Raw genomic sequence first — 12919 nt, 5'->3', positions numbered from 1 at the left:
CAGGGGAAGGAACGACCGTACGTGGCACACGCCGGCACGGAGGAGACAACCGGGCCCCGGGACACCGGGGACCCACAACACGCGGACGCGGACCGGGAGTTCGCCGCCGCGCTGGCGGCCCGGGGCATCGAGATGCCGCCGGACCTGGCGCCCGGCGTCCTGGCCGGGCACCGCTCGCTGCGCAGGATGGGCCGGCTGCTGCGGGAGGTGAAGATCAGCGATGACTGACCTCGATCTCGCCGGCCCCGGCGCCCTGACCGAGCTGTCCGTCGCCCAGGCCGGAGCGCTGCTGCGCACCGGAGCGCTGACGTCGGTGGAGCTGGTGGAGCACGCGCTGCGGCTGATCGACGCACACGACGCCGACCTGCACGCGTTCGTGCTCGTCACCCGCGAGGACGCGCTGCGGCGGGCCGTGCGGGCGGACCGGGAGCTGCGTGCGGGCGTCGACCGCGGTCCGCTGCACGGCATCCCCTACGCGCTCAAGGACATCCTGGACGCCGAGGGCCTGCCCACCACCAACCACTCGCGGCTGACGCTGGACGCCGTCGCCACCGAGGACAGCGCCGTCGAGGCCCGGCTGCGGGCCGGGGGCGGCGTACTGCTGGGCAAGCTGGCCACCTACGAGTTCGCCTTCGGCGGGCCGAGCACGGACCTGCCGTTCCCGCCCGCCGAGAACCCCTGGCACCGGGAGCACATTCCCAGCGGGTCCTCCTCGGGAGCGGGGGCCGCCGTGGCGGCCGGGTTCCTGCGCGTCGCCTTCGGCTCCGACACCGCCGGCTCGCTGCGCGGCCCGGCCTTCCACTGCGGGGCCGTCGGACTGAAGCCGACGTACGGCAGTGTCTCCGGCCACGGGGCCACCCCGCTGGCGCCCACCATGGACCACTTCGGGCCGCTCGCCTGGACGGTGGGCGACGCCGCCGCCGGGCTCCAGGTCATCGCGGGGCCCGACCCCCGCGACGCCCGTACCCGTGAGGCCCCGGTGCCCGACTTCCTCAGCCTGCTGACCGGGGACGTGCGGGGGCTGCGGGTGGGCTACTCGCGGTCCTGGTACGCCGCGGACCCGGGCACCCTCCCGGAGATCACCGAGGCCATCGACCGGGCCCTGGTCCATCTGGAGGAGCGCGGCGCGGTCGTCGAGGAGTGCGCGCTGCCGCCGTACGAGGTCTTCGACGCCTGCGGCCGGATCATCCTGATCGCGGAGGGCTTCGCGGTCCACGAGGAGAACCTGCGCCGCGCGCCCCGGTCGTTCGGCCGCTTCACCTACCAGAAGCTGATGCCTGGCGCGGGGGTCGCCCCGGACGACCTGGAGCATGCGTACCAGGTGCGCAAGGAGCTCGCCGCCGCGCTGGACCGGCGGGTCTTCGCCGACCACGACGTGCTGATCACGGCGTGCGGCCAGACCACCGCCGCCCGCGTCGACGCCTTCGGTACGGACTGGCCGCCGCCGCGGCTGGCCAACGACATGCAGACCATCCCGTTCGCCGTCACCGGGCACCCGGCCATGTCCCTGCCCCTGGGGTTCGCCGGGAACGGGCTGCCCATCGGGGTGCAACTGGTGGGGCGCAAGTTCGGCGAGGCGAGCCTGTTCCGGGCCGGACTGGCCCTGGAGTCCGCGTTCGGCCGACGGGAGACGCGGCCCGTACTGCCGTGAGACGAAGCACCAGTCCCGGGCCCGTGGTATCGGACACGCAGGCCCGGGGCCATGCACGGCGCCTTCACGCCGCCGCAGCAAGCGGGCGGCGGCTGCCGTCCGCACCAGCCTCTAGCAGGAGTGAAAGACCATGGAACAGACCTCGACGGCGGCGCCGGTGACGGCCGCACGCGGGCCGTACGCGACGGACTCGCGTCGGCTGCTCAACGCCTTCGACCATCAGTTCAGGGGCTTCCGGACCTTCTGGTTCGACCGGATCGCCCCCGCCGGGCCGGTCGTGCGGCCCGCGGCCGAGGGCGCCGACCTGGAGCAGGCCAGCGTCCGCCTGGCCGGACTGCTGCGGCGGGCGGTGCAGGAACTGGGCGGGGACTGCCTGAGCAGGCACCGCGCCCTGGGACTCGACGAGCGGCTGACGGAGTTCTACGGGGACGAGGAGTCCGAGAACGCCTACGCGACGGTGATGGGCCGGCCGGACGTCATCCGGACCGCGTCCGGGTGGAAGTTCATCGAGTTCAACTTCTGCTCGTCCACGGGCGGCCAGGTCTACGCCCACCTGCTCAACGAGCTGTGGCGGCAACTGCTGCCGGGCCCGGCCCTGGACACCCTCACGCTCGCCGACCCCCTCAGGGACCGCAACGACGTCCTGCGCGCCGTCCTCGACGACCTCGGCCTGGACCCCCGCGTGGCGCTCGTCGGCTATCTCCCGGACGTCTTCCTGTCCGACACAGGGGGCAGCCGCCGGTATTACGAGATCGAGGTCGAGGCCCTGCGGAAGGCCGGTATCGAAGCGCAGTACTTCGACACGGACGAATTCCTCGCCTCGCTCGACTCCCGCGGAAACACCTTCCCGATGGTGCTGGAGCGGACCGTGCCGCAGGAATGGATCGACGCGGGGAGGGACATCGCCCCGCTGCTGCGCATCAGGAAATGCGGCGCGGCCGTGCTGACGCCGCAGAGTTCCTACCAGGCGGCCAACAAACAGCTCTTCGCGCTGCTGTCCGCCGGACAGGACTGGATGACCGAGGACGACCGGAATTTCGTGGAGCGCTACCTGCCCTGGTCACGCGGGATGTGGGAGGAGGACGTCGAGTTCCAGGGCGAGCAATGGAAACTGCCGGAACTGCTGTCGGAGCGGCGCGCGGATTTCGTCGTGAAGCGGTCCGACGGCGACCAGAATTTCGACGTGCACATCGGCGCCCGGACCGAGGCGTCGGCGTGGGAGGACGTCATCGCCAAGGCGGGCCGGGCCGGGACCTGGATAGCGCAGGAGGCCGTCCACAGCGCCGAGTTCGGCGCCGAGGTCTTCGACTGCGACCTGGGCGCGTACCGGAGCATCTCGACGCGTGGGGTGTTCGGTCCGCTGTTCATGGGCGGGCGGATGACCGGCTGTGTGGTCCGTCACGACGTTCCGGCCCCCGGTGACGCGGCCGGGCAGGCCCCCGGATCGAGCATCCTGGGTACCGTCGGCTGGCGGACGGACTGACCGGCCGGCCAGGCACGGCCGCGCTTCGTTTTCCGACCGGGCCGGGTGGTTGGCCGGCGGGGCGGTGGGCGGCCGCCGTCACCGGCGCGCCAGGTGGCCGTCCTTCTGGACGAGCGCCATCAACTGGACGCGGGAACGCACTTCGAGCTTGCGGTAGATGCGGGTCAGGGCCGCCTCCACGGTCTTCACGCTGACGTACAGGGCGGCCGCGATATCTCGGTTGCCGCGCCCCTGGGTGACCAGTTCGGCGACCAGTTGCTCGGCGTCGGTCAGCCCGGCCAGCCAGGGCTGTGCCTGGTCCCCCTGCGGCCGGGCCGGCTCCCACAGCGGCGCGCCCGACTTACGGAAGACCGCCTCGGCCGCGGCCTGCGCCTCGTTGGCGCGGGCCGGGCGCCTGCGGCGCTGTTCCAGGCTGGAGCGGGCCAGCAGCACCCGGCCGCGCTGCAACGGGTAACCGAGCCGTTCGAAGGCCCGCGCGGCCCGGTTGAGCAGTTCCTCGGCCGGGCCGAACTCGCCGGCTGCCGCGTGGCACAGTGCCTGGGCCCGGTCGAGCGAGGCCAGGACGCCGCGCCGCCCCAGGTCCTGGGCCCGGCGCCGCGCCCCGGCGAGCGTGTGCCGGGCGGCCGGCAGGTCTCCGGCGGCGACCAGCGCCTCGGCGAGGTCGGCGTCGTACCGGATCTGCGCGGGGTCCGCGATGCCCAGCTCCTGCACCAGGTCCTGGACCCTGAGCAGGTCCGCCAGGGCCGCGCCGGTGTCGCGCAGCAGCAGGCGCGTCATGCCCGACACGTGCAGGCAGTGGGCGGCGTACACGGTGTCCGCGTCCTCCTGGGAGGCCGTCAGGCCCAGGTCCGCGTACATCAGGGCCTGTTCGAGGGTGCCGCCGGCCAGTTCGGCGGCGGCCGCCGCGTACCACGGCGGTCCGGGCGAGGCCCCCAGGTCGCGGGTGAGGTCCAGCAGGAGGTGGGCCTTTTCGCGGGCGACCGCCCCTCGCCGCGATGGGCGTGAAGGTGGACGGAGTCGGCGAGCAGCCAGAGCCGGTCAGCGGGGCAGGGCGCCGGACCCAGCTCGTCCAGCAGCCGCTCGGCCTGCTCCAGGCCGTCCTCCAGCAGGGCGAAGTGCACGGCGGTACGGCCAGGGTGGCCGGGCATCCGGGCCGTACCACCATCGGCCGTGCCCGTCGCCAGCGCGCGCCGGAGCAGCGCGGTGCGGCCCGGGGAGCCCTGGCCCTGCTCGATCTCCGCGGTCAGGGCGAGGGCCGCCGCGTGGGTCGTGGCGTCGCCCGCGCGCTCGGCCCATTCCTCGGCCGCCTGGGCGTGTGCCAGGGCCTCGGTGTGGCATCCCCGGCTGACCCGCAGGCCGTGGGCGAGCCGCAGATGCGCCGCCGAGATCAGGGCCGGCTCGTCGGCGGCGGTGGCCTCGGCCAGGGCATGCGCCGCCACGTCCGCGACCAGGGCGGCGCCCCGCCCGGCGGCGTCGACGACGGCGAGCCGTGCCTGGGCGCGGGCGGCGGGCACCGCCCGGCTGCGGTCCAACTGGTCCAGGGCCGTGCAGGCCAGGTCGAAGCGCCCGGCCGCCTCGGCGTCCCGGGCCGCCGCGACCAGCAGGTCGTGGCGGGGGCCGCCGGTCCGGCCGCCCGCCAGCAGGGCGAACTCGGCGGCCCGGGTGTGCTCGCCCCGCTCGCGCGCGGTGGTGGCGGCGTCGGCCAGCGCCGGAATGAGCTGGGCGGGCAGCTCGGCCGGGGCGAGGGCGCACGCCTCGTGCCACAGGCGGTCGTCGGCGCCGTGCGCCGCCGTGGCCAGGGTCAGGTGGGCCTGGCGCACCGCCTCGCCGCTGGCCTGGGCGAGGATGCCCTCCTGGATGACCGGGGCCGCGAAGGCCACGGTGGCGGCCACCTTGACGAGTCCGGCGGCTTCGGCGTCGGCCAGGGCCGCGTCGGCGGACGGACCCGCCGCGCGGCGTACGACGTCGAGCGACGGGTCGGCCGTGAGCGCGGCCAGCAGCAGCACCCAGTGCACCGGTGCGGCCAGTCCGGCGAGCCACGTGCGCAGGGCCTTGCGCGCATACGGGGCCAGCGGCTGGGCGTCCAGAACCGCCGGCGGCCCGGAACGGGCCAGTGCGGCGGCGATGTCCCAGACCAGCCGGGGGTTGCCGCCGGTGGCCGTGTGGATGCGCGCGGCGGTGCGCTGCGGGATGTTGAAGGTGCGCACCACGGCGGCCGACTCCTGCGCGCTGAGCGTGGGGAGCGCGATCTCCACGGCGTCGCCGCCCAGGACGTCGTGTGCCAGGGGGCCGTCGGGCCGCAGCGCCGCCAACAGCGACACACTGCCGCGGCTGCGGCGTGCGGCGAAACCGAACACGTCCAGGCTGTCCGGCCCCCACCAGTGCATGTCGTCGGCGGCCAGCAGCAGCCGGGCCCGGCGCCCCCACGCCTGGAGGCAGGAGAGGACCGTCACGCGCAGGAGGGCCGGGTCGGGTTCGGGTCCGGTGACGCGGCGCAGCACCCAGTCGATCGTCGCGCGCTGGGTGTCGGAGAGCTCGCCGCTGACGTCCGCCGGGCACACGGTGAACAGGTCCACGAGCGGGACGTAGGGCAGGTGGGCGTCGGCAGGGGTCGAGCTGAGCCTGACCACGGGGTCCCCGCCGGACTGCCACTGCGTGCACACCGCGTCCAGCACCGCGGTCTTGCCGAACCCGGTGGGACCGACCACCGCCACCGCGCGGGCCTGTTGGAGCTGTCCGTGGACCTGGTCGACCAGCAGGCTGCGCGCTCTCACAGCAACGCTTCCATCCACGCCTCGACCTCGTCGGCGCCGCGCGGCAGGCCGGCCGACAGACACTCGGCGCCGTCCGCGGTGATGACGAAGTCGTCCTCGATGCGCACGCCTATGCCGCGCAGCTCCTGCGGGATCGTCAGGTCGTCGGGCTGGAAGTACAGGCCGGGCTCGACGGTGAGCACATGGCCGGGCTTCAGGATGCCGTCGGTGTACTGCTCGTTGCGGGCGGCGGCGCAGTCGTGGCAGTCCAGGCCGAGCATGTGGCCCGTACCGCAGACGGTGTACCGGCGGTACAGGTCGGCGCTGTGCTCCATGCCCGGGGCGGCGGGCCGCAGGCCCCAGGAGTCGAGACCTTCGGCGATGACACGCGTCGCGGCCTCGTGGAAGTCGCTGTAGCGCGCGCCGGGCCGCAGCGCGGCGATGCCCGCAGCCTGGGCGGCGTGGACCAGGTCGTACACGCGGCGCTGGACGTCGCTGAAGCGTCCGTTGACCGGCAGGGTACGGGTGATGTCGGAGGTGTAGAAGGAGTCGGCCTCGATGCCCGCGTCCAGCAGGAGCAGGTCGCCGTCGCGGACCGGGCCGTCGTTCCGCATCCAGTGCAGCACACACGCGTGGGCGCCAGCCGCGGCGATGGTCTCGAAGCCCAGGCCGTTCCCTGCCAGCCGGGCGCGCCGGTTGAAGGTGCCCTCGATCCAGCGTTCGCCGCGCTCCAGGCGGGTGGCGTACGGCAGTTCGCCGACGACGTCGCCGAACGCGGCGACGGTGTGGTCCACGGCGGCGCGCAACTGGTCGACCTCCCACTCGTCCTTGACCAGCCGCAGCTCCGAGAGGAAGGCGAGGAGTTCGGCGTCGGCCGGCTCCGACGGGGCCACCAGCGCGTCGACGAGGGTGTCCTGGCCACGTACCGAACGGGTGGGTACGCCGGTGGTCAGGGCGCCTTCGAGGCGGTCGCGGGCGGCCGTCTGGACGCCGAGGGCGTCGGCGGTCTCGGTGAGCGTACGGCGCCGGCCGACCCAGAACTCGCCGTGCCGGCGGTCGCTGTAGAAGTGCGCGCCGTCCGGCCCGGCGTCGCGCGGCGAGCGCGGCCGGGTGAACAGGGTGACCTCGTGCCCGCTGCCGGTGGGTTCAAAGACCAGCACACTGTCCGGTACCGCCTGGGTGCCCTGCTCGGCGGTGAGGTGGACGAAGGCGGAGTGCGGGCGGAAGAGGTAGTCGAAGTCGTTGCTGCGGACCTTGAACCCGCCCGACGGGACGACGATCCGTTCGCCCGGGAACCGCTCGGAGAGCGCCGCGCGCCGCTTGGCCGCGCACGCGGCTCCCGAGACGGGCGGCAGTTGGCGGGTCGTGTCGGCCCATCCGTGCCGGAAGGCCTCGGCCACCGCGGCCGGCACCTGACGGTCGTGGCTCTGCATTCCGCGCGAGCCGTCTGATCGTTCCATCGCACGTTCCCCCTTCGCGTGATGGCCCGCCCTCACCGGGAACGGACCTGGTGTACGCCACGGCCGGCCGACGGCGCTGTCGGCCGGCCGGTGGTGCGGCCGGCGGCGCGAGGCGGCCGGCCGCGGCGGGCGCGGTCAGCCCCGCAGACGGGCCATCCAGGCTTCCACCTCGTCGGCGGCCCGGGGCAGGGCGGCCGAGAGGTTCTCGTTGCCGTCCTCGGTGACCAGGATGTCGTCCTCGATGCGGATGCCGATGCCGCGCAGCTCCTCGGGGACGGTCAGGTCGTCCGACTGGAAGTACAGGCCCGGCTCGACGGTGAGCACCATGCCCGCCTCCAGGGTGCCGTCCACGTACAGCTCGGTACGGGCCTTGGCGCAGTCGTGCACGTCCAGGCCGATCATGTGGCCGGTGCCGGTCAGCGTCCAGCGGCGGTACAGCCCGAGCTCGTACGCCTCGTCCACCGACCGGTCTCCGAACAGGCCCCAGGCGGCCAGGTGCTCGGTCAGCACCCGCTGGGCGGCGTGGTGGAAGTCGCGGTACTTGGCGCCGGGGCGGACCGCGGCGATACCGGCCGACTGTGCCGCGTACACCGCGTCGTAGACCTTGCGCTGGACCGGGGTGAAGCGGCCGTCGACCGGCAGGGTGCGGGTGACGTCGGCGGTGTAGAGGTTGCGGCTCTCCACGCCGGCGTCGAGCAGCAGCAGGTCGCCGGGGCGGGCCTCGCCGTCGTTGCGGACCCAGTGCAGGGTCGTGGAGTGCGCGCCGGCGGCACAGACCGACGAGTAGCCGACGTCGTTGCCCTCGATGCGCGCCCGCATGAAGAACGTGCCCTCGATGGCCCGCTCCAGGGTCGGCTCGTCGGTGCCCAGCACGCGGACGACGTCCTCGAAGCCCCGGATGGTGGCCTGGCAGGCGTGCCGCAGGTCGGCGATCTCGAAGTCGTCCTTGACCAGGCGCATTTCGGAGAGGGCGACACGGAACTCGATGTCGCGCTCGGCGGTGACCTTGTCGTGCAGCGCGGCGTCGACCTGGGCGTCGTAGCCGCGCAGCAGGCGGATCGGCCCGCCGGCCGCGGCGAGCCGCTCGTCCAGCGTCCGCACGTCGCGGCAGTCCAGGCCGAGCAGCTTCGCGTTCTCGGCGAGGCCGTTGCGGCGGCCGTCCCACAGCTCACCGTGGTAGTCCAGCCAGAACTCTCCGGAGGCGCGGTCGGAGCCGGGCAGCAGGTAGGCGGCCGCGTGGTGCGTGCCGTCCTGGCCGGGCTCCAGGACCAGTACGCCGTTGGGCGACTGGTCACCCGTCAGGTAGACGTAGTCCGAGGACGCCCGGAACGGGTAGTCCGTGTCGTTGGCGCGGACCTTCGGGGTACCGGAGGGGATGACGAGCAGCTCACCCGGAAACAGGGCGGAGAGCGCCTCCCGGCGGCGCGCGGTGTGCGCGGCCTGCGGGATGGGCTCGGGATCGCGCTGCTCGCGGTCCGCCCAGCCCTGCAGCATGTTCTCGGCGAGCTCGCTGCTCACGCCTGCATACAGGCCATTCTTGCGGGTCTTGTTCTCGTCTGACTCTTCAGCCACCACAGCCTCCTGAAGTGAATCGCTCACGCACGTTCCTCCTCCACCGCGGACAGCCGACACCCCGCAGGGCCGACCGGCCGGAAATCTTTCCAAGAAAGCTGCCGCACCGCCCCGGCAGTCCCCCTTTTCGCAGGTGAACGCCTTGCACCGGGCCGGCGGCAGCGGCGTGCGGTGAGCCGGGGCGCCGCGCCGCCGCGCGCAGGCCCGCACGGGCCGGTACCGCACCTGACGGGCCCTCACCCCCGAGCGGCACGCCTTCTTGCCGCGAACGGCACTCTCGCAGACCCCCACCCCTCTTACGTCATACACGTGTCTGAAAGATCATGGACGGTTTTGTGCCATCTGTCGATGGGCCGACCGTCCCCGGCCCGGCTAGGTTCTCCCCGCCGCCCGACACCGCAATCCCTCCCGGGAAGTCTCGGGACCCTCCCGGGGAACGGAGCCCGCACACCGGCAGGCCCCGGGCCGGCCCGCACCCCCGCGGGCGCGGCTCAGCGCTCGGCGGCCAGGATGCGGCGGGCGCGTTCCAACACCGGTTTGTCGACCATGTGCCCGTCCACCACGGTCACGGACTCCCCCGCGGCGACCACGGACCGGGCCCACTCCCGCTCCGCCGCGGTCGGCGCGAACCCCTCCGCCACGACGGCGACCTGCGCGGGATGCACGCACAGCTTCCCGGCGAAACCGAACCGGCGCGCGCGGACGACGTCCGCGGCGATGGCGTCGACGTCCCGCACGCTGGTGGTGACCCCGTCGACCGGAGCGCTCAGGCCCGTCGCCGCCGACGCCGAGACCAGCCGGGAACGGGAGTACGCGAGCGCCTCGTGATCGTCATGGGCGACCCCGAGCTGCCCGGCGAGATCGACATTGCCCAGCGCGACCCGCACCACACCGGGCGCCGCGCACACCTCTACTGCCCGCTCGATGCCGGCCGCCGTCTCCACCAGCGGCACCACCGGACATTTCCCGCCCGTACGGCGGGCGAAGTCCGCCAGCACCGCGGGGTCCGCTGCCTTGGGCACCATCACCGGCGCGCCGCAGGCGGCCGCCATCGCACTGTCCTCGTCGCTCCAGGACGTACCGGGCGCGTTGATCCGGACCATGGCGCTGTTGCCCGCGGCGAGCCAGGCGGCGACCTGGGCGCGGGCCCGCTCCTTGTCCGCCGCCGCGACCGCGTCCTCCAGATCGACGATGACCACGTCCGCACCACTGGCAACGGCCTTGTCGAACCGCTCCGGCCGGTCGCCCGGCACGAACAACAGACTGCGGGCCGCCTCCAGGCGACTCACGGACAGGCTCATCCCCGAGCCACCCCCGCCGCTCCGTCACACCACTCCCGGTACCCGCCCGGTCCGACGCACGCAGTCCGCACAGCCCCTCCTCCAGGACGGGATCCGACGCCCGCCCCACCGCACGACACAAGATCACGCACACGGCCGCGCCACAAGCCCCCACTTCGCCTCTCGGGGCGGAGGGGGTTCAGGTGGGGGGCGACGGGCACGGTTGGCGTCGACCTCGACAGCTCCACGCTGGTCAACCTGACCTCGGAGGGAAAGCCCTCAAGTGCGCCTGCCCGTCACCGTTCCCGGTGACGGGCAGGCCGCATCGCTGCGGGAGACATCAGGTCACGGTGATGTTCGAGCTTCCGCTGCTCCGGTATCCCTCCGTCGCCATGATCATGTGACGGAAGGTGCCGAGGCGCATCCCGTGGCGCGCCCAGGCGTCGAAGTGGTTGCCGGTGGTGATGGTGCCGCCTGTGCGCTTCGACCGCCGGACGCTCCAGTACTGGTCGAACGTGGTCTTCGCCCCTTCGATGGAGGGTGCGTCGACGCGGGTCGTCCGATAGATGTCGTAGGTGCCGCCGTCGCTGGTCACCGTGCCCTTGTAAGTGCCCGTGGGCCGGTAGGTGCCCCAGTTGTCGACGATGTAGTACTCGACGAGGGGATGGGTGCTCCACCCGTAGAGCGCCAGATAGGCGTTGCCGGACGGATGGAAACTGCCGGAGTAGGTGACGCTCTTGCGTCCTCCGGTTTCCCAGCCCTTGCCGGCGACGAAATTGCCGGTGTTTCTCCAAGCCGTGCTGTAACTGCCGCCCGGCGCCAGGTTCATGGAGACCGATCCCGGGCTGTCGGTCCAGAACGAATAGTAGAAGCCGCCGTCCATACCGGTCCGGTTCGTCGTGACGGTGTCGGCGCTGGCGGTGCCGGGCAGAAGCAGGCACAACAGAGTCGCCAGCACCGGCAGGCAGGTGCCTTTGACCAGCAGGCCGAAGCGGCGGCTTTCACGTTTTCGGGAGGGGGTGCTTGTGTCCACGTCCGAAGTTTCTCCTTTTCGATGAGAGTGCAAGACGGGTCCGGCTCAGCAGGTGGAGTTGGCCTGGGTGAGCAGCCCCATGCGATAGGGGAGCTGTGAGTACTCGCCGTCGGAATTCGGGGAGCGTCCTTGGTGGACGTATTGCAGGTGGCAGGGGTCGACGGTCAGGTTCTGGTCGTTGTCCGAGCGGACCAGCTCGCCGTGGCTGACGTCATTGGTCCAGGCGGGCCCGTTGAAGGAGACATTGGCCTTGCCCGCGAACGGGGCGCTCTCGGTGGACGCGAGCGGGGTCCAGGCCCCGGTCAGGCTGGTGGACGTCCAGGAGCGGAAGTAACGGCCGCCCGCTCCCATGGCCTCGACCAGCAGCAGGTACTGGTTGGTGCCGGACACCTTGTAGATGTTCGACGCCTCGAAGAGCTTGGGCGGGGAGTCGGAGAGCACGATGGTGGTGTCGCCGAAGCCGTTGGGGAAATGCGCGAGCGTGGTCCGGGCGCGGTAGAGGTGCCCGTTATCGTCACTGAAGAACAGGTAGCAGTTCGCGGTGTCGCAGATGGTCCAGAAGTCGATCCATTGCCCCTTGCCCTTGTTCCGCGTCACCACGTCGGGTTCCGAGGCGATGAATGGCTTGGGTGCGGACCAGGAGGAGGGGTTGGCGGGGTCGGTCGTCGTGGAATACGTGGGCGGGCCGGTCTGGTAGACCATGTACCAGAGCTTCTGCGGGGCAAAGTAGAACACCTGGGGCGCGGCCGCGTAACGGTTACCGATGGCCGAGGAGTCCAGGTAATGCTGGGTGGCGGAGGCGGCGTTCGCCCACTTGTCGAAGCTGAAGTACGCCAGGCTCCACTTCCCGGACGTGTTCGCCGTCGTGGCGTAGACGTGGTACTTCCCCTTGTACCGGATGACCGAGAAGTCCTTGATCGACACGAGCCGGTGCGACGCGTCCGACCGCGGCCCCGCCAGCACACCGGTCGACACCCATGAGAAGGAGGAGGGCAGGGAGTTCGCGGTGGCCCCGGCCTTCACGAGCTGCCACTGCTGGCCGGCCCCGCCCCGGTCGGTGTACTGGTTGACGGCGGCCCCGTCGGCCGTGGAGGCGCCTGCGGCCTCGACGGCCTTTCCGCTGTTGCGGTTGATCAGGCGCTGGTATCCGCCCGCGGAGTCCGCCAGGCGGAATTGCTGGCTGGACGCCTTCATGTCGTCCCACTGCTGTATCCGGGCACCGTCGGCCGTCGACCGGCCCGCCACGTCGAGGACTTTCCCGGTGAAACGGGACCGCAGCCGGTAGTAGCCGTTCCCGGAGTCGACGAAGCGCCACTGCTGCCAGGCCCCGTCATTACGGGTGTACTGCTGGAGTCCGACTCCGTTGTCGGTGTTCCGGTCGGTGACATCCAGCGCCTTACCGCTGTTGCGGTTCACCAGGACGTACCAGGCGTTGGTGTCCACCGAGGCAGCAGACGCCGGTGTCGTGGTCAAGGCGATGCACAGACCGGCGAGCAGCGCCGTCACCACGGTCCCGATGACACTTCGTCGCCGACGCCACAGTGTGCGCCGGGGTGTTCTGTGACCTGTGACCACATTCTCTCCTCAAGTCGTGGTGCTGCCTATCCGCGAGGATCAGTTGTCACTCTCTTTCTGGCGACGGATATCGGCGGGAGACATTCGATACCACCGCCGAGCAGCGTCCACC

General features: G+C 72.3%; 9 protein-coding genes and 1 pseudogene. 3 read left to right on the top strand and 7 right to left on the bottom strand.

Going from position 1 to position 12919, the window contains the following annotated elements; all coding sequences use genetic code 11:
* Nucleotides 1-21 precede the first annotated feature (21 nt).
* The 3 genes from EJG53_RS39880 to EJG53_RS39870 all read left to right on the top strand — a co-directional run bounded on the left by EJG53_RS39880 (nt 22) and on the right by EJG53_RS39870 (nt 3134).
* A complete protein-coding gene (locus tag EJG53_RS39880; RefSeq protein ID WP_125048967.1) occupies nt 22-228 on the top strand; it encodes a hypothetical protein in 207 nt (68 codons plus the stop codon).
* Nucleotides 221-1651 carry an amidase gene (locus tag EJG53_RS39875; RefSeq protein ID WP_125048966.1) on the top strand — a complete coding sequence of 477 codons (1431 nt, stop codon included), beginning with the start codon at nt 221-223 and terminating at the stop codon, nt 1649-1651. The genes EJG53_RS39880 and EJG53_RS39875 overlap by 8 nt, the downstream gene beginning before the upstream one ends.
* 130 nt (nt 1652-1781) lie before the next feature.
* Nucleotides 1782-3134, top strand: a complete 1353-nt coding sequence (locus EJG53_RS39870; protein ID WP_125048965.1) for a hypothetical protein — start codon at nt 1782-1784, stop codon at nt 3132-3134.
* Between the two features lie 78 nt (nt 3135-3212).
* Here EJG53_RS39870 and EJG53_RS39865 read toward each other — a convergent pair whose 3' ends face one another.
* The 7 genes and pseudogenes from EJG53_RS39865 to EJG53_RS39835 all read right to left on the bottom strand — a co-directional run bounded on the left by EJG53_RS39865 (nt 3213) and on the right by EJG53_RS39835 (nt 12741).
* Nucleotides 3213-3992 carry a helix-turn-helix transcriptional regulator gene (locus tag EJG53_RS39865; RefSeq protein WP_125048964.1) on the bottom strand — a complete coding sequence of 260 codons (780 nt, stop codon included), beginning with the start codon at nt 3990-3992 and terminating at the stop codon, nt 3213-3215.
* Complete coding sequence (locus tag EJG53_RS39860; RefSeq protein ID WP_167515254.1) at nt 3992-5908, bottom strand: AAA family ATPase; 1917 nt, start codon at nt 5906-5908, stop codon at nt 3992-3994. Before EJG53_RS39860 ends, EJG53_RS39865 begins: the two co-directional genes overlap by 1 nt.
* Nucleotides 5905-7347 (bottom strand): aminopeptidase P family protein, encoded by a 1443-nt coding sequence (locus tag EJG53_RS39855; RefSeq protein ID WP_125048962.1) that lies wholly within the window; start codon nt 7345-7347, stop codon nt 5905-5907. Before EJG53_RS39855 ends, EJG53_RS39860 begins: the two co-directional genes overlap by 4 nt.
* A 135-nt stretch (nt 7348-7482) precedes the next feature.
* Entirely contained in the window at nt 7483-8946 is a 1464-nt protein-coding gene (locus tag EJG53_RS39850; protein ID WP_125048961.1) for an aminopeptidase P family protein, read from the bottom strand.
* A gap of 464 nt (nt 8947-9410) precedes the next feature.
* The gene (locus EJG53_RS39845; RefSeq protein WP_125048960.1) at nt 9411-10220 is read right to left on the bottom strand and encodes an HpcH/HpaI aldolase/citrate lyase family protein; all 810 of its coding nucleotides are present in this window, start codon (nt 10218-10220) and stop codon (nt 9411-9413) included.
* 325 nt (nt 10221-10545) lie between these two features.
* Nucleotides 10546-11184 (bottom strand): annotated as a pseudogene (locus EJG53_RS39840) (glycoside hydrolase family 11 protein); the annotation flags it as partial.
* A 93-nt stretch (nt 11185-11277) separates the two neighbouring features.
* Entirely contained in the window at nt 11278-12741 is a 1464-nt protein-coding gene (locus EJG53_RS39835; RefSeq protein WP_244955555.1) for a non-reducing end alpha-L-arabinofuranosidase family hydrolase, read from the bottom strand.
* Nucleotides 12742-12919: the final 178 nt, after the last annotated feature.

This window comes from Streptomyces chrestomyceticus JCM 4735, assembly GCF_003865135.1.
In the GTDB taxonomy this organism is placed as follows: Bacteria; Actinomycetota; Actinomycetes; order Streptomycetales; family Streptomycetaceae; genus Streptomyces; species Streptomyces chrestomyceticus.
The sequence above is the reverse complement of the archived record's forward strand: the minus strand, read 5'-3'. Positions and strand labels throughout refer to the sequence as shown.